Source organism: Roseovarius arcticus, assembly GCF_006125015.1.
Taxonomy (GTDB): Bacteria; Pseudomonadota; Alphaproteobacteria; order Rhodobacterales; family Rhodobacteraceae; genus Roseovarius; species Roseovarius arcticus.
The window spans coordinates 1,853,090-1,868,365 of sequence record NZ_SZZN01000001.1; the positions used below are offsets into that span (position 1 = coordinate 1,853,090).

At 62.4% G+C, this 15,276-nt stretch carries 17 protein-coding genes; 6 read left to right on the top strand and 11 right to left on the bottom strand.

Features of this window, described 5'->3' with window-relative positions; all coding sequences use genetic code 11:
- Positions 1 to 8 precede the first annotated feature (8 nt).
- The 7 genes from lnt to miaB all read right to left on the bottom strand — a co-directional run bounded on the left by lnt (position 9) and on the right by miaB (position 6,645).
- Positions 9 to 1,532, bottom strand: a complete 1,524-nt coding sequence (gene lnt, locus MK6180000_RS08735) for an apolipoprotein N-acyltransferase (RefSeq protein ID WP_138934371.1) — start codon at positions 1,530 to 1,532, stop codon at positions 9 to 11.
- Positions 1,525 to 2,442 carry a hemolysin family protein gene (locus MK6180000_RS08740; RefSeq protein ID WP_425466835.1) on the bottom strand — a complete coding sequence of 306 codons (918 nt, stop codon included), beginning with the start codon at positions 2,440 to 2,442 and terminating at the stop codon, positions 1,525 to 1,527. Before MK6180000_RS08740 ends, lnt begins: the two co-directional genes overlap by 8 nt.
- A 57-nt stretch (positions 2,443 to 2,499) precedes the next feature.
- Entirely contained in the window at positions 2,500 to 2,988 is a 489-nt protein-coding gene (gene ybeY, locus MK6180000_RS08745; protein WP_138934372.1) for an rRNA maturation RNase YbeY, read from the bottom strand.
- Positions 2,989 to 3,012: 24 nt separating this feature from the next.
- Entirely contained in the window at positions 3,013 to 4,017 is a 1,005-nt protein-coding gene (locus tag MK6180000_RS08750) for a PhoH family protein (RefSeq protein WP_138934373.1), read from the bottom strand.
- Between the two features lie 178 nt (positions 4,018 to 4,195).
- Positions 4,196 to 4,495: a hypothetical protein gene (locus MK6180000_RS08755; RefSeq protein ID WP_138934374.1), complete on the bottom strand. Its 300-nt coding sequence runs from the start codon at positions 4,493 to 4,495 to the stop codon at positions 4,196 to 4,198.
- Between the two features lie 12 nt (positions 4,496 to 4,507).
- Positions 4,508 to 5,005, bottom strand: a complete 498-nt coding sequence (locus tag MK6180000_RS08760; RefSeq protein ID WP_246040606.1) for an OmpA family protein — start codon at positions 5,003 to 5,005, stop codon at positions 4,508 to 4,510.
- Positions 5,006 to 5,322: 317 nt separating this feature from the next.
- The gene (gene miaB, locus MK6180000_RS08765) at positions 5,323 to 6,645 is read right to left on the bottom strand and encodes a tRNA (N6-isopentenyl adenosine(37)-C2)-methylthiotransferase MiaB (protein WP_138934375.1); all 1,323 of its coding nucleotides are present in this window, start codon (positions 6,643 to 6,645) and stop codon (positions 5,323 to 5,325) included.
- 112 nt (positions 6,646 to 6,757) lie between these two features.
- Between miaB and MK6180000_RS08770 the strand changes: the two genes are divergently transcribed.
- Positions 6,758 to 7,627, top strand: a complete 870-nt coding sequence (locus MK6180000_RS08770) for a glycosyltransferase family 2 protein (RefSeq protein ID WP_138934376.1) — start codon at positions 6,758 to 6,760, stop codon at positions 7,625 to 7,627.
- Positions 7,628 to 7,671: 44 nt separating this feature from the next.
- Here MK6180000_RS08770 and MK6180000_RS08775 read toward each other — a convergent pair whose 3' ends face one another.
- The 3 genes from MK6180000_RS08775 to fabA form a co-directional block, all read right to left on the bottom strand.
- Positions 7,672 to 8,490, bottom strand: a complete 819-nt coding sequence (locus tag MK6180000_RS08775; protein ID WP_246040470.1) for an enoyl-ACP reductase FabI — start codon at positions 8,488 to 8,490, stop codon at positions 7,672 to 7,674.
- Positions 8,491 to 8,496: 6 nt separating this feature from the next.
- Entirely contained in the window at positions 8,497 to 9,726 is a 1,230-nt protein-coding gene (locus tag MK6180000_RS08780) for a beta-ketoacyl synthase N-terminal-like domain-containing protein (RefSeq protein ID WP_138934377.1), read from the bottom strand.
- 102 nt (positions 9,727 to 9,828) lie between these two features.
- On the bottom strand, positions 9,829 to 10,338 hold the full coding sequence (gene fabA / locus MK6180000_RS08785) for a bifunctional 3-hydroxydecanoyl-ACP dehydratase/trans-2-decenoyl-ACP isomerase (RefSeq protein ID WP_138934378.1): 510 nt from the start codon (positions 10,336 to 10,338) through the stop codon (positions 9,829 to 9,831).
- A gap of 231 nt (positions 10,339 to 10,569) precedes the next feature.
- On the opposite strand from fabA, the gene irrA reads away from it, so the two are divergent.
- Both irrA and MK6180000_RS08795 read left to right on the top strand, forming a co-directional pair.
- Positions 10,570 to 11,007 (top strand): iron response transcriptional regulator IrrA, encoded by a 438-nt coding sequence (gene irrA / locus MK6180000_RS08790; protein WP_138934379.1) that lies wholly within the window; start codon positions 10,570 to 10,572, stop codon positions 11,005 to 11,007.
- On the top strand, positions 11,007 to 11,987 hold the full coding sequence (locus MK6180000_RS08795) for an NADPH:quinone reductase (protein WP_138934380.1): 981 nt from the start codon (positions 11,007 to 11,009) through the stop codon (positions 11,985 to 11,987). The genes irrA and MK6180000_RS08795 overlap by 1 nt, the downstream gene beginning before the upstream one ends.
- 53 nt (positions 11,988 to 12,040) lie before the next feature.
- Here MK6180000_RS08795 and MK6180000_RS08800 read toward each other — a convergent pair whose 3' ends face one another.
- Positions 12,041 to 12,469 (bottom strand): FKBP-type peptidyl-prolyl cis-trans isomerase, encoded by a 429-nt coding sequence (locus MK6180000_RS08800; protein ID WP_138934381.1) that lies wholly within the window; start codon positions 12,467 to 12,469, stop codon positions 12,041 to 12,043.
- A gap of 293 nt (positions 12,470 to 12,762) precedes the next feature.
- Between MK6180000_RS08800 and MK6180000_RS08805 the strand changes: the two genes are divergently transcribed.
- Genes MK6180000_RS08805 through MK6180000_RS08815 form a run of 3 tightly spaced genes read left to right on the top strand, consistent with a single transcriptional unit; the run spans position 12,763 to position 15,259 of the window.
- Complete coding sequence (locus MK6180000_RS08805; RefSeq protein WP_138934382.1) at positions 12,763 to 13,446, top strand: haloacid dehalogenase type II; 684 nt, start codon at positions 12,763 to 12,765, stop codon at positions 13,444 to 13,446.
- Positions 13,446 to 14,276, top strand: a complete 831-nt coding sequence (locus MK6180000_RS08810) for an alpha/beta fold hydrolase (RefSeq protein ID WP_138934383.1) — start codon at positions 13,446 to 13,448, stop codon at positions 14,274 to 14,276. Before MK6180000_RS08805 ends, MK6180000_RS08810 begins: the two co-directional genes overlap by 1 nt.
- A complete protein-coding gene (locus MK6180000_RS08815; RefSeq protein ID WP_138934384.1) occupies positions 14,273 to 15,259 on the top strand; it encodes a threonine ammonia-lyase in 987 nt (328 codons plus the stop codon). Before MK6180000_RS08810 ends, MK6180000_RS08815 begins: the two co-directional genes overlap by 4 nt.
- The last annotated feature ends 17 nt before the right edge of the window (positions 15,260 to 15,276 follow it).

Here is a 15,276-nt window from a genome sequence, read left to right on the forward strand (position 1 = left end):
GTCAACCGCTATTGGCGCGCTGCCCGCGCGATTTTGCGTCTGTGCAGCCCTGCGGGCACGATAACGGCCAGCAACAGCAGAAACAGCGCGGGCAGATCACCGCTGCGGGAATAAAGCGTCGGGGTGCCCGGCGGCGGCAGGGGGGCGTCCAGGTAGCCAGCCTCGCCCAGCGGGATCTGTGCGGTGATGCGCCCGGCAGCGTCGATCATCGCCGAAACGCCGGTATTGGCCGCGCGGATCATAGGCAGCCCCTGCTCGGCGCTGCGCAGACGTGCCTGCGCCAGGTGCTGATACGGGCCAGATACCTGCCCGAACCAGGCATCGTTGGTGATGAGCAGCAGGAAATCCGCGCGCCCCGGCGCCTCTGCCACATCGCGGGCAAAGACGCCCTCATAACAGATCAGCGGCAGCGCGCGGCCCAGTGCGCCCATGTCGATGACTTGCGGCCCCGGCCCCGCCGAATAGCCATAGCCACCCTGCTGCGCGAGGCCGCGTATACCAAAGCGCGCCAGAAAGTTGCCCATCGGCATGTATTCCCCAAAGGGCACCAGATGATGCTTGTCGTATAGCGCGGCGCGGCGTCCCTGTCCGTCCAGCACGATCAGCGAATTGTAGTAGCGCGCATCGTCCGCGCGCTGCACGCCAAGGACAACAGGCGTGCCGCGCGCGGCGCCTGCAACTTGCGCCAGTACCGCATCTGCTTGGTTCAACATCACAGGTAGCGCAGTTTCGGGCCACACGATCAGATCGGGCGGCGCATCTGCAGCGGTAAACGCCATCTGGCGGTCAAAGTGGAAGGCCATCCATTCGCGGTCCCACTTTTGATTCTGCGGCACATTTGGCTGAACGAGGCGCACGATTGGAGCGTCCTCGGGCATCTCCGGCGCTTGCGCGACGAACGGCCCGGCTGCGTACAGGGCGGCGATAGCGGCCAGCGCCGATGCGCCTAACATCCGGCGGCCCAGCACCAGATGCCATAGCCCTGCCCCCGCGATCAGCATCGCAAAAGTCAGCGGCAGCGCACCACCAATCGCCGCCCAATGCAGCATGGGCGTAAAGATCCAGCCATGCCCCGGCTGCGCCCACGGAAACCCGGTAAAGAGCCAGCCGCGCAGCGCCTCGGACAGCGTGAGCATAGCAGCCCAGACCAGCGCATTGCCCTGAACCGCACGCGCTGCCATCTGCGCGCCCGCCCAGAATAGGGCAAAGCCAACCGAGACGAGGATCAGCGCGAAAGGCGCCATCCAGCCGTGGCGCGGGGCGTCGATCAAAAACGGCTCAACGATCCAGCTAAGCGCGACGGCGAAATACCCGGCCCCGCCTGCAAGCCCGATCCAGCCGGCACGGCGCACGGACCCCGCCGATAGGTGGCACGCAAAAAGGCCCGCAAACGCCAGTACCGACAGCGGCCATAGCGACCAGGGCGCCTGCCCCAGCGCGGCCACCGCACCCAGCGCGAAAACAATGAGCGCGGCGAGCCACAAAGGCCGCCTGCCCAGCCACGCGGCAGGCGCGGCGTCTAAATCAGGCATGTGCCCCGGCGTAGGGAACGCGCACGCGCAGGCGCTTGATCCGGCGCGGATCGGCCTCGATCACTTCGAATACCGTTCCGCCCGGATGCTCGACCACCTCGCCGCGCACCGGGACGCGGCCCAGCAGCATGAAAACCAGCCCGCCCAGCGTGTCGATCTCTTCCTCGTCGACATCATCCACATCGGTCAGCGATTGGCCAATCTGGGCCTCAAACTCCTCCAGCGGGGTCTTGGCCAGCGCGATGTAGCAGCCCGGCTTTTCCTCGGTCCAGTAGTCATCCTCGCCGATGTCATGCTCGTCCTCGATCTCGCCCAGCACCTGCTCGATCAGGTCCTCGATCGTCACAAGGCCGTCGACGCCGCCGTATTCATCAATAACCAGCGCCATATGCCGCCGGTCGCTCTGCATCTTTTGCAACAGCACACCGATCCGCATGGAGGGCGGCACATATAGCAGCGGGCGCAGCATATCTGCCAGCGAGAACGCGTCCTCAGCGTCGCCGTTAAAGCCGTGGCGCAGTGCGAAATCCTTGAGGTGGACGAACCCAATGGGCGTATCCAGCGTGCCCTCATAAACAGGCAGGCGGGTCATGCCGCTGTCGCGAAAGACATGCACCAGCTCGCCTTGGGTGATGGTCGACGGGATGGAGACGATATCAGCCTTGGGGATGGCTACATCCTCGACCACCTTGTCGCGCAAATTAATCAGGCCGCGCGCGCCTCGAGCCTGCGACTCGACAGCATCGTGATCTACGACATCTTCTTGATCACTTGAGGAAAACGCTCCGAAGATGCGCCGGAAAAAGCCGTTGTTCTCCTCGTCCTCCTCAACCCGTTCGAGCTGCGCGCCAAGCGCTGCACTAGAGGAGCTTTCCGACATACTATCGGGATCATCGCGACTGTCTTCCATTTTTCCGTTATCCAAATACATTTACATGCCTGCACGTAGGGGCGCGGGCCTATGAGATCAATATGGGTCAGCTATGCCCAGTTTGCCAAGGATGGCAACCTCGCATGCCTCCATCAGCGTGGCATCGGGGTCACGCACATGGTCATAGCCCAATAGATGCAGCACCGCATGAACGATCAGATGCGCAGTGTGATCGGCCAGCGGTTTTTCGCCCGCCTCCGCCTCGGCGGCGCAGGTGCCATAGGCGATGGCGATATCGCCCAATTCTCGATCATCGCCGGGACGTGGCGGCGCGGGCATATCGCCGGCACGGTCTGCGCCGCGCTCAACACTGGGCCAGCTAAGCACATTTGTCGGTTGCGGTTTGCCGCGGAAATCCTCGTTCAGCGCAGCAATGCGCGCGTCATTGCAGGCCAGCAGGCTAATCTCAAAATCAGCCGAATTAAGCCCCAGATGCGCCAATGTCGCCTCTGCTGCGCGCGTCGCCAGCGCATCGAGGTCCAGCGTGCGCCAGCGGGCCTCTTCGATCATGACGTCAATCAGCATCGGGTGCCCTGCGGTGTGCCTAGCTTAACCATCAGCTTCATACGCCTCGATGATGGCGGCAACCAGCGGGTGACGCACCACATCCTTGGAGGTGAAGTAATTGAACCCGATTTTTGGGATCGTGCTGAGCAACCGCTCGGCGTCATGCAGGCCCGAGGGGACGCCGCGCGGCAGGTCGATCTGGGTGCGGTCCCCGGTCACCACCATACGGCTGCCTTGGCCCAAACGGGTCAGAAACATCTTCATCTGCATAGTCGTGGCATTCTGCGCCTCGTCCAGAACGACGAACGCGCGGGACAGCGTGCGGCCCCGCATAAAGGCCAGCGGAGCGATCTCGATCTTTTTGTCCTCAATCAGCTTGGCCAGCTGCTTGCCCGGCAGAAAATCGTTCAGCGCATCATAGAGCGGCTGCATGTAGGGATCGACCTTGTCCTTCATGTCGCCGGGCAGATAGCCCAGCTTCTCACCCGCCTCGACCGCGGGGCGCGAAAGGATGATCTTGTCCACGTGACCTTCGATGAACATCGAAACGCCAACGGCGACGGCCAGATACGTCTTGCCCGTGCCTGCAGGGCCGATGCCAAAGGCAAGCTCCTTCTCGAAAAGAGACTGCACATAGGCCTTTTGCGCCTCTGTGCGCGGCTCGACTAGCTTCTTGCGGGTCTTGATCTCGACGCGGCCGCCCTTGAACATTTCCAGTTGGTGGTCGACATCAGGCGCTGCGCCGGTGCCGGAGCCCATGCGCAGTTCGCGATCAATATCACCGTCGGTGACTTCTTTGCCACCTTCGAGCCGCAGATAGAGCGATTTCAAAACCTGCACTGCGTCTGCAACCTCTGCCTCGTCGCCATGCACGGCCAGCAGGTTGCCGCGCCGCAGGATTTGCACGCTCAGGGCATTCTCGATCTTGGCCAGATGGCGGTCATGTTCGCCGCACAGGTCGATCAGCAGGATGTTGTCGGGGAATTCGACGGTCTGCTGATGCAGATCGCCGTCTTGGGGGGCGCCGGGCGCGTTCGTGCTGGCCAATAAAGTCTCCGGTATGCGTGAGGTGCGGACGTATCACGGCAATGGTGCCAACTTGGAGCGCTGCGTGCAAGGCGTGATGCGCGTGCTGCGGCGTGAAACCGCGGAAAGTGTCCTGATAAAGGAAAAAGACCGCGCGCCGTGTGGCGCGCGGTCCTGTCCAATTACCTTGCAGGTCCGGTCAGATAGGATCGACGACAGGCGAGCCACCTTTATAGGCGCCAGTCGCCGTATTCGGCGGTGCAGTGCCCGAGCAGACAGGCTTGCCATATTTGTCGAGACGCGCGGACAGATAACCTTCGACGCCGTCGTCGATGATCCAGTGATCGCAGCCATTGGGATCGATCCAGACACCTGCCTTGAGCTGGCTCAGATGTTTGGCGTCGAAACCGCGATCGACAGTCTTGTTCTTTTTGGGCACATCGCAGGCCGCGAGGGCAAGCGCGGCGCACAGAACGGTGACAATTTTAACGCTTTTCATTGATCACTCCCCTCAGCGGATGCAGATGATTTCGACGCGGCGGTTCTGTTGCATTCCGCCTGCCGTCTTGTTGGACGCCTTTGGCATTCGCTCGCCGTAGCCGCGCACATCGGCGATGCGCACACCGCTTTGTTGTGCGAGACGCGCGACCGAATTGGCCCGGCGCAGCGACAGGTTCATGTTGTACTCATCTGAGGCGCGGCTGTCGGTGTGCCCGGTGATGATGTACGAAACAGCACCCGTCTGGCGAAAGAAGTTCACCAGATGCTGGCGTCCGCGCGCATTAATATTCGCGCTGTCAGTGTTGAAAAGCTGATCGCTGTTCATCACGCCGCAGACATTGCCCCGGCGGCAGACCGGAATACCCTGGCGGTTCGTGTGCGGCGACATATAGCCTTCGGTGCCGTCGTCCATGACCCAGTGCTCGCACCCGTCCGGATCAACCCAGATTGTCGGAATATATCTCTCGCCCACAACGGTCTGCTGGGCGATAGCAGCGCCCCCCGTCATAGCGCCCGTCACTGCGACAGCCCCGCCCAAAGTGATGGCAGCGCATGCGCCCATCACCTTGCGGACCGACCTTTTGAGTCTTTCCGTCACTACCAAATTCCTTTTGCTGTTCCCCCATTTGAGAGATGCCGAAAAAGTGCATCCCTCAAACACTTGATATTCATAAGACCTTAGCAGCTTTGCCAGTCTTGTGAAGTATAAATGAGGCGCGAGTCAGCGCTGTGGGGCTAAGTATCGTGGGTCTGGGTAACAGGGCGCACCACATGCTGGGGGTAGGCCCGAAGCGGCGGCATCGTCCGATTCGCGCCCGCACATCCTCAGATCAGTACGCCGCCCAGCGAATTAGTGACCGATTCCGCCACGCGCACGCGCACCATATCGCCGGGCGCGGCGTCCGGCGCGGTGACATGCACCGCGTGCAGATACTGCGACTTGCCCACCATCTGGCCCGGCTGGCGCCCTGCCCGCTCTAGCAGCACGTCTAACTCGCGGCCGACCATGCTCTCTTGGATCTCGCGTTGCTGGCCGGTCAGAAGGGTTTGCAGGCGGTGCAGGCGGTCGCTGGCCTCATCTGCGTCCACTTGCGCGCGCTCTGCGGCGGGGGTGCCGGGGCGGGTAGAGTATTTGAACGAATAGGCCTGACCGTACCGGACCTCCTCGATCAGCTGCAGGGTGGCGCGGAAGTCCTCTTCCGTCTCCTCGGGGAAGCCAACGATGAAATCGCCCGACAGCAGCAGATCGGGCCGCGCGGCGCGAATACGCTCAATCAGGCGGATATAGCTATCGGCGGTATGGCTGCGATTCATCCGTTTCAGGATGCGGTCGCTGCCCGACTGCACCGGCAGATGCAGGTATGGCATCAGCTTGGCGCAATCTCTGTGTGCCTCAATCAGGTCATCGGCCATGTCGTTGGGGTGGCTGGTGGTAAACCTTATGCGTTCCAGGCCGTCCACCTCGGCCAAGGCCCAGATCAGTTGCGCCAGTGTCCAGTCGCCGCCCTTTGGGCCCGCGCCATGGTAGGCATTGACGTTCTGGCCCAGCAAAGTGATCTCGCGCACACCGCGCTCAACCAGATCATTGGCCTCGTCGATGATGCGCTGCGCGGGGCGGCTAAATTCGGCGCCGCGCGTATACGGCACGACGCAAAAGGCGCAGAACTTGTCGCAGCCCTCTTGCACGGTCAAGAACGCCGCTGGTGCGCGCCGGGCCTTGGGGCGGCTTTTCAACAGCTCGAATTTGTCCTCTTCGGGGAAATCTGTGTCCAGCGCGGTGCCGCCTGCGCGCACCTTCGCTTCCATCTCGGGCAGGCGGTGATAGCTTTGCGGGCCGACCACCAGATCGACCAGCGGCTGGCGGCGCATAATCTCGGCGCCCTCGGCCTGCGCGACGCAGCCTGCGACACCGATCTTCAGATCGGGATTGGCATCCTTGAGGCCTCGAAACCGGCCCAGCTCGGAATACACCTTTTCGGCGGCCTTCTCGCGGATGTGGCAGGTATTCAGCAAGATCATGTCGGCTTCGGCGGGCGTTGCCACTTCGGTATAGCCCGCACCGCCCATGGCCTCGGCCATACGCTCGCTGTCATACACGTTCATCTGACATCCATAAGTCTTGATGTAGAGCTTCTTGGGCTCTGCCATGTTCGGCCCTCCGCATATACCGACGTGATGATGGCTGCCTATATCATAGCGGGCACGGCTTGCAATGCGCGGCGAATTGACCGACTTTGTTGGAAAAAGACGAAAGAGCGGAATGCATCATACATCAGTGCAGGATCTATGCGCAAAAGGCGTGGCATCCTTGGCCAAGGGACCTATCGCCGCAATCTTTGCCGAGGATGAGGTAGAGTTGGATACAACCCTGCGCCATCACCTTAGCCTCGGCTTCACCTCTGTCATTGCGTTCATGCCGACCAGTTTCGCACTGCCCGGCGACGTCACGGCCCAAGTGGTCCGCGTCGATCACGACGTCGCGGATGGCGGGCATGTGGAGGCCGTCAATGCGATGATTGCGGCGGCGCCTGCGGGCACGTGGATGTACTACTGCTACAACGCCGAATACCTATTTTATCCGTTCTGCGAGACACGCAGCATCGGCGAAATGCTGACCTATCACGGGGAAGAGCGGCGTGATGCAATGCTTACCTACGTCGTCGACGTATATGCCGGCGATCTGGACAAACATCCCAGTGCCGTCACGCTGGAGGACGCATGGCTGGACAAGTCGGGCTATTATGCCCTCGCCCGCGTGAACGGCGACGAGCACGCGCATCCAAAGGACAGGCAGCTCGATTTTTATGGCGGCCTGCGCTGGCGATATGAAGAGCATATTCCCGCCCCGCGCCGCAACATCGACCGCATAGCGATCTTCCGCACCAAAGATGGGCTGAAGTTGTTGGAGGGCCATGTTTTCAACGATGAGGAATACAACACCTATGCCTGCCCGTGGCATAACAATCTGACCGCCGCCATCGCGTCGTTTCGCACTGCCAAGGCGCTAAAGCGCAATCCCGGCTCGACCTTTGATATCGCCACGTTCAAGTGGCATAACTCGGCCCAGTTCGAGTGGCACTCGCGTCAACTGTTGGATCTGGGCCTGATGGAGCCGGGCCAATGGTTTTGACGCCGTTGGTTTGAGCTAAAAGTACCAGCAGCGCATCGCTCAGATCAAAGGTTGTCCGCCTGCGGCATGCCCAAGACGTGGAAACCGCCATCGACATGGATAATCTCGCCCGTGGTGCAAGCGCCCGCGTCCGAGGCAAGGTATACTGCCGTGCCGCCGACCGCCTCCAGCGTCGCATTTTCGCGCAAGGGCGCGTTCATGCCGGTGTGTTTGTAGGTACGCCGCGCGCCCCCAATGGCGGCGCCGGCCAGCGTCTTCATCGGGCCGGGGGATATAGCGTTGACGCGAATACCGTCGGGGCCAAGGTCATTGGCCAGATAGCGCGTGGCCGACTCAAGTGCGGCTTTGGCCACGCCCATGACGTTGTAGCTGGGCACCACGCGGTTGCTACCCTGATAGGTCAGCGTCAGCAGCGTGCCGCCATTGTCGCGCATCAGCGGATGCGCGCGTCGCGCCACGTCGATAAAGCTATAGCACGAGATATCGAGCGAGTGTTTGAAGTTCGCCCGGCTGGTGTTCAGAATTCGGCCCGTCAATTCTGATTTATCTGAAAAAGCAATGGCATGCACGACGAAGTCAATGCTAGGCCAGCGCTTACCCAGCGCATCAAACGCCGCATCCAGCGAGGCGTCGTCGGTCACATCCACATCAACCATGAAGTCAGACCCGACCGACGCGGCCAACGGCTCCAGCCGCTTGCCGAACGCTTCGCCCTGATAGCTAAACGCCAGTTCCGCGCCCGCAGCATGCATCGCCCTTGCGATGCCCCACGCGATTGAACGGTCATTGGCAACGCCCATGATAAGCCCGCGTTTGCCCTGCATAGGCAGGGTTGCGGTCGGCTGGTCGGGTGTCTGTGTCATGCGCGCCTATCCGTGAAATTTGCTAAGCAGCATCGAGCCGTTGGTGCCGCCGAAGCCGAAAGAGTTGGTCATCACCGTATCAAGGCCTGCGTTATCGACGCGGACCGTCGCAACCTCGGCGGGGTCCAGCGCCGGATCCAGCGTTTCGACATTGATTGATGGGATGATAAAATCGTTCTCCAGCGCCAGCAGGCAATAGATCGCCTCCTGCGCGCCAGTTGCGCCCTGACTGTGGCCCGTCATTGACTTGGTCGAACTGATTGGCGGTGTGGACCCCTGCCCGAAGACGCGGCGCACCGCCTCGACCTCTCCCACGTCGCCGACGGGTGTCGAAGTGCCATGCGCGTTGATATAGCTGACCTTGCGACCCTCGCCCAGCGTGCGCAGCGCGCCGCGCATTGCCCGCTCGCCGCCTTCGCCCGAGGGGGCGACCATGTCGGCACCGTCGGATGTGGCAGCAAAACCAGTGACTTCTGCGTAGATCTTCGCGCCGCGCGCCTCTGCATGCTCCAGCGCCTCCAGCACGAGCATCGCGCCACCGCCGGATATGACAAACCCGTCGCGGCCCGCATCGAACGCGCGCGACGCCTTGTCCGGCGTATCGTTATACTTGGACGACATCGCGCCCATCGCGTCAAAGAGGCAGGACAGCGTCCAGTCCAGCTCCTCACCGCCGCCGCCGAACATCACGTCCTGATGACCCAGCGCGATCTGCTGCGCCGCCATGCCGATACAGTGCAGCGAGGTCGAGCAGGCCGAGGTTATCGAGAAGTTCATGCCCTTGATCTGGTGCGCGGTGGCAAGGTTCGCGCTGACCGTGGACGACATGCATTTTGGCACGGCAAACGGCCCGATCCGCTTCGTAGCGCCAGTTTTCAGCACTGTCTGGTGCGCCGCAAACAGCGCACTGGTCGACGGCCCGCCCGATCCGGCGATGAGGCCGGTCATCGGGTTGATTACGTCCGACGGCTCTAGCCCGGCATCCTTGATGGCCTGCTCCATAGCGATATGAGCATAGGCCGCACCCGGCCCCATAAAGCGCAGAGTTCGCTTGTCTACATGCTCGGACACGTCGAGCTTTATCGCCCCCGCAACCCGGCTGCGAAAGCCGTGTTCGGCCATTTCTTCATTCGCGGTGATGCCGGATCGCCCTGCTTTTAGCGATGCCAACACTTCATCCGCACTGTTGCCAATGGACGAGACGATCCCCATCCCTGTAACGACGACGCGGCGCATGGCGCACTCCCTAGATGTTGCAACTTATCTTTAGGCTAGCGAGGCCAGTGGGCGCAACCCGTTCGCGGCCGCCCCGAGGTGAAGAAGATGGCGGCACGGCGCCTAGCTTTCGCTTAGCGCGACCTTCATGTCCTTGACCATGTAGATTACTTCGCCATCTGCCTCGACGATGCCATCGGCGACGCCCATTGTCAGGCGCCGGGTCTGGATCGCCTTGGTAAAGTCGATCTTGTAGGTCAACATCTTGCGATCCGGACGCACCATACCCGTCAGCTTGACCTCGCCCACACCCAGCGCATAACCGCGTCCCTGCCAGCCGCGCCAACCAAGGTTAAACCCCGTCAGTTGCCACAAGCCATCAAGGCCAAGGCAGCCGGGCATTATCGGATTACCGGGAAAGTGGCAGTCGAAAAACCACAGATCCGGCGTGATATCGAATTCGGCGGTGATGTGGCCCTTGCCATGGGCGCCGCCATCGCCAGAGACGTCCGTAATACGGTCCATCATCAGCATGGGCGGCTCGGGCAGTTGCGCGTTTCCGGGGCCAAATAGCTCGCCTCGGGCGCATTTCAGCAGGTCTTCTTTTGCGAAGTGCGTCGGATAGTCGGCCATTCAGGCGCTCCCCCTCGTGATGGATACAGCGGGGCCCTCTGGTTTTTGCCCCGCGTTGCGCCATATCCTCTAGCATCCGTCTACGCGCGCTTGCAAGCCCGCAGGATCGCCAGGCCCGATGCCCTTGCGGGACGGCTAGCAACGGTAAAAGCCGCATCCGGGGTTTTCATTTGAATTCCCACCGGAAATTGCCGTATAACGGCCCGAATGAGAGTAAGTCGCAGGTAGCACATGACACGCCCAGCATCCCCTCACCTCGCACCCGAGCAGCGCGGCACCGATTGGCTGTCAGGCGCGGGCCTTCGTCCGACGCGGCAGCGCGTCGCGCTGGCCAGCCTGCTGATCGGCGATGGCCAGCACCGCCACGTCACCGCCGAGAGCCTGTTCGCCGATGTCCAAAAATGCGGCGAGAGCGTTTCGCTCGCTACCGTCTACAACACACTGCGCGCCTTTTGCGAGGTTGGCCTGATGCAGGAAGTGTTGGTGGACGGTACGAAATCCTATTTCGATACCAATACACACGACCACCCGCATTTCTACTGGGAGGACGAGTGCCACCTTAGCGACGCGCCCGCCGACCAGCTAGAGATCACGCGCCTGCCCACTGCACCCGATGGCGCAAAAATCGCGTCGGTTGACGTCGTGATCCGTCTGCGCCGTCGCAACTGATGCGCGCCGCATTTTATAGCCGCTTTGGCCCCGCTGCCGACGTGATTGAGCTGGGCGAGGTAGCAACCCCGCAGCCCGGCCCCGGCGAAGTGCGCGTCAAAGTGCTGTATTCGGGCGTGAACCCATCTGATGCCAAGGCGCGCAGCGGCACCCGCCCGGGCGTGACCAAGCCCCCCTACGATCGCGTGATTCCCCATTCCGACGGCTCGGGCATCATCGACGCGGTCGGGGGTGGCGTGGACGCCGCGCGTGTGGGCCAGCCTGTCTGGATCTGGAACGGCGCGTGGCAACGCGCGGATGGAACAGCGGCCGAGTATATCTGCCTGCCTAGCGCGCAGGCCGTGACACTCCCGGAGGGCATAGACCCGCAGATCGGCGCAGTGCTGGGCATTCCCGGCCTGACAGCCGCGCAGACGGTCTTTGGCGGCGGCGACGTGACCGGCCAGACCTTGCTGGTGAGCGGCGGTGCAGGCGCGGTCGGCCATAACGCGGTGCAACTGGCCAAATGGGGCGGCGCGCGTGTCATCGCCACTTGCAACAAGGGCAGCATGGACAGAGTGCGCGGCGCTGGCGCCGATGCGGTGTTTGACTATTCAGACCCCGAGCTTGCGGCCAAGATCACAGACGAATCTGGCGGTATCGACCGCGCGATCGAGGTGGAGTTCGGACCAAACGCGCCGCTTCTGGGCGAAGTAATGAAGCCGCTGGGTACCATTGCCGCCTATGGATCGGGCAAGGATATGACACCCACCCTGCCCTTCGGCGCATTTCTTTTTAAGGCGCTGAAACTTGATATCACGCTGATTTATCTGCTGCCGCAAGGCCCGCGCGACCAGATTATCGCACGCTTGCATGCCGCGCTGACCGAAGGTGCGCTGCGGCCCACTATCGACACTATCTATCCGCTAGAGGACTGTGCAAAGGCGCATGAGGCGGTCATGACGCCGGGCCGTGCCGGGGCGGTCCTGCTAGAAATATAAAAAGGCCCCGAAGTTACCTTCGGAGCCTCTTTGACATTGCCTCTGGCACAGCCTTAGCTGATCGCAACCAGTTCGATATTAAATGTCAGGTCCTTGCCGGCCAGCGCGTGGTTGGCATCCAGTGTAACGTGCTCTTCGGTGACTTCCAGAACCGTTACGGGCAGAACCTGACCGTTTTCTGTCTGCACCTGCAACTGCGTGCCAGCCTCCAGCGGGATATCCGCCGGGATACCCTCGCGCGGTACCTGCTGACGCGCATTGGGGTCGACTTCGCCATAGGCCTGATCGGCGGGCACTTCGACGGTCTTTTTGTCGCCGATGGTCATGCCGGGAATCGCTGTATCGAGGCCGGGAATGATCTGGCCTGAGCCTACTTCGAACGCCAGCGGATCGCGCCCGTCGCTGCTGTCAAAGACGGTGCCGTCGTTCAGCGTGCCAGTGTAGTGGATGTGGACGGTATCGCCCGATTTCACTTCGGTCATGGAAAGACTCCAGTTCTTGTCTGTTGGGGGGGTGAATGGATTGCAAGGCCGCGCCGCGCGCGGGTGCTTGTGCGAATTGCCAAGTGATGTAGCGGCAGCGGGCACGAATTGCAAACACGCTAGGCGGAATTGCCGCACAAGCCGCTCATCACGAGGGATAATTTCTAACGCATCCGGTCTGATCTGGGCCGCCTCTCAGCCTTGCGGCGCGCCTGTACCGATGCAATTGCACCCTTTCGCGGCCTCGCCATCCATGCCAGTCTGATATTGTCCCACCAGCCCCCGGAGCGCCAATGACAATCACCACCTGTATCTTTGACGCATACGGCACCCTGCTGGATGTCGCCGCCGCCGCCCGCACCGCCGCCGCCGAGCCGGGACAGGACAGGCTGGCGGAATGCTGGCCAAACATCGCGCAAAACTGGCGTCTAAAGCAGCTGCACTACACGTGGCTGCGCACCATCATGGACGATCACACCGATTTTTGGGCGGTAACCGGCGACGCGCTGGACTGGGCGATGGAGGCCGAAGGCATTGATGATCCGGCCTTGCGCGCCCGCCTGATGGAGCTCTACCGCGAGCTTGAGGCGTACCCAGAAGTACCCAGCGTTCTGCGCGCGCTCAAGGCGGCGGGGCTCAACACAGCCATCCTATCAAATGGCACACCAGACATGCTGAACGCCGCCGTGGCGTCGGCTGGGATCGGGGATGATCTGGACGATATCCTGTCGGTGGAAATGTGCGGCATCTACAAGCCGTCGCGCGCCGTCTACGATATGGTCGGGCGCCGCTTTGCCTGCGCGCCGGGCGAGGTGCTGTTCGTCTCCTCCAATGGCTGGGATGCGGCCGGGGCCGCGGCTTATGGCTTTAACGTGGCATGGGTGAACCGCGGCGGCGACCCGGTGGAGCGTTTGCCGGGACGCCCTGCGCATATCCTGCCGGACCTCAGCGGCATTCCCGCCCTAGCGGGCGTCTGATGCCGAGGTTTGAAAGCGCGGATGGGCTAAGCCTGCATTTCGTGGACGAGGGCAGCGGCCCCGCGATTCTGTGCCTCGCCGGACTGACGCGCAATGCCGGGGACTTCCGTTTTGTCCTGCCTTTTCTGTCTGGATACCGCGTGATCCGCATGGACTATCGCGGGCGCGGAAAATCGGACTATGCCGATGACATCACGACATATTCGGTCATGCAGGAGGCGGCGGATGCCATCGCCCTGCTAGACCATTTGGGGATTGAGCGCGCCACCATTCTTGGCACGTCGCGCGGCGGGTTGATCGCGATGCTGCTGGCTGCCACGCACCCACAGCGCCTGGCCGGTGCAATCCTCAACGACATTGGACCCGAAATCGCCCCCGGCGGTCTGGACAGGATCATGGAGTACGTGGGCAAGCGGCCTGAATTTGCCGATTACGACGCGGCGGCGGACGGCCTGAAGGCGGCGCAGGAGGCGCGGTTTCCTGGCGTATCGCGCGACCGATGGCGCCTTCATGCCGAGGCGTTGTGGGTGGAGCGCGAGGATGGGCTGGACCTGCGCTATGACCCGCGTCTGCGTGATGCGCTGATAGGACAGGCCGGCGTTGGCCCCGCGCCCGACCTATGGGAGCTGTGGGATGCAGCCGCGCAACTGCCGCTGACGGTGCTACATGGCGAAAACTCTGACCTGCTGAACGCCGATATATTGGCGCGGATGCAGGCCCGCGCGCCTGATATGCGCGCCGTTACAGTGCCAAATAGGGGCCATGTTCCCTTCCTAGACGAAGCCGAGGCGCTGGACGCCGTACTGGCCCATTTGAAAGCCTATACATGAGTGACATTGACATGATCCGCGCCGCCGCCGCGCGGCTGAGGGGACACGCGCGGCGTACGCCGCTGCTGTCGTCTCCGTTCCTTGACCAGATCGCCGGGCGCCGCGTCTGGGTCAAACCGGAATGCCTGCAACACACCGGCAGCTTCAAATATCGTGGCGGGTATGCCGCCGTGTCAGCGCTGGAGGATCGCGCGCGCGCGCGCGGGGTTCTGGCGTTTTCGTCTGGTAATCATGCCCAAGGCGTAGCGCTGGCGGCTGCGCAGCACGGCGTGCCCAGCGTCATCATCATGCCATCCGACGCGCCCGAAATGAAAATCGCCAATACCCGCGCGCTGGGGGCCGAGGTGGTGCTGTACGACCGCGCCGGCGGCACCACCCGCGAAGAGCTGGGTGACGCGATTCAGAACGAGCGGAACCTGACCCTGATCCGCCCCTATGACGAGCCGGAGGTCATCGCAGGACAAGGCACGACCGGGCTGGAGATAGCCGAGGATGCCGCCGAATTCGGGATCGAGCGCGCGGATGTTCTGGTCTGCTGCGGCGGCGGCGGGCTGACCTCTGGCATTGCGCTGGCGCTGGAGGCGGACGCGCCCGGCCTGACCGCGCGCCCCTGCGAGCCGGAAGGTTTCGATGATGCCGCCCGCTCGCTAGCCACGGGGACGATCCAGCGCAACGCCCGCACGTCCGGCGGGCTGTGCGACGCGATCATCACACCGCAGCCGGGTGATATTACCTTTCCCATCATGCAGCGTTTGTGTGGCCCCGGCCTTGTGGTCAGCGACGAGGAAGTTTTGCGCGCTATGGCCCTTGCGTGGGGCCGCCTCAAACTGGTGGTCGAGCCCGGCGGCGCTGTGGCATTGGCGGCCGCGCTGTTTCATACGGGCCAATCAGGCGGGGGTGACGTGATCGCCGTCATCTCGGGCGGCAATGTCGACGCAGGTATTTTTCAACGCAGCCTGACCAGCTACGGCACGCTGGATTAGCATACATTCGGACACCA

What these genes read in the sequence shown, in the direction of transcription:
- lnt (WP_138934371.1), bottom strand. Translation starts at nt 1,532, where the DNA reads ATGCCTGATTTAGACGCCGCGCCTGCCGCGTGGCTGGGCAGGCGGCCT.
- MK6180000_RS08740 (WP_425466835.1), bottom strand. Translation starts at nt 2,442, where the DNA reads ATGGAAGACAGTCGCGATGATCCCGATAGTATGTCGGAAAGCTCCTCT.
- ybeY (WP_138934372.1), bottom strand. Translation starts at nt 2,988, where the DNA reads ATGCTGATTGACGTCATGATCGAAGAGGCCCGCTGGCGCACGCTGGAC.
- MK6180000_RS08755 (WP_138934374.1), bottom strand. Translation starts at nt 4,495, where the DNA reads ATGAAAAGCGTTAAAATTGTCACCGTTCTGTGCGCCGCGCTTGCCCTC.
- MK6180000_RS08760 (WP_246040606.1), bottom strand. Translation starts at nt 5,005, where the DNA reads ATGACGGGGGGCGCTGCTATCGCCCAGCAGACCGTTGTGGGCGAGAGA.
- miaB (WP_138934375.1), bottom strand. Translation starts at nt 6,645, where the DNA reads ATGGCAGAGCCCAAGAAGCTCTACATCAAGACTTATGGATGTCAGATG.
- MK6180000_RS08770 (WP_138934376.1), top strand. Translation starts at nt 6,758, where the DNA reads ATGCATCATACATCAGTGCAGGATCTATGCGCAAAAGGCGTGGCATCC.
- MK6180000_RS08775 (WP_246040470.1), bottom strand. Translation starts at nt 8,490, where the DNA reads ATGACACAGACACCCGACCAGCCGACCGCAACCCTGCCTATGCAGGGC.
- MK6180000_RS08780 (WP_138934377.1), bottom strand. Translation starts at nt 9,726, where the DNA reads ATGCGCCGCGTCGTCGTTACAGGGATGGGGATCGTCTCGTCCATTGGC.
- fabA (WP_138934378.1), bottom strand. Translation starts at nt 10,338, where the DNA reads ATGGCCGACTATCCGACGCACTTCGCAAAAGAAGACCTGCTGAAATGC.
- irrA (WP_138934379.1), top strand. Translation starts at nt 10,570, where the DNA reads ATGACACGCCCAGCATCCCCTCACCTCGCACCCGAGCAGCGCGGCACC.
- MK6180000_RS08795 (WP_138934380.1), top strand. Translation starts at nt 11,007, where the DNA reads ATGCGCGCCGCATTTTATAGCCGCTTTGGCCCCGCTGCCGACGTGATT.
- MK6180000_RS08800 (WP_138934381.1), bottom strand. Translation starts at nt 12,469, where the DNA reads ATGACCGAAGTGAAATCGGGCGATACCGTCCACATCCACTACACTGGC.
- MK6180000_RS08805 (WP_138934382.1), top strand. Translation starts at nt 12,763, where the DNA reads ATGACAATCACCACCTGTATCTTTGACGCATACGGCACCCTGCTGGAT.
- MK6180000_RS08810 (WP_138934383.1), top strand. Translation starts at nt 13,446, where the DNA reads ATGCCGAGGTTTGAAAGCGCGGATGGGCTAAGCCTGCATTTCGTGGAC.
- MK6180000_RS08815 (WP_138934384.1), top strand. Translation starts at nt 14,273, where the DNA reads ATGAGTGACATTGACATGATCCGCGCCGCCGCCGCGCGGCTGAGGGGA.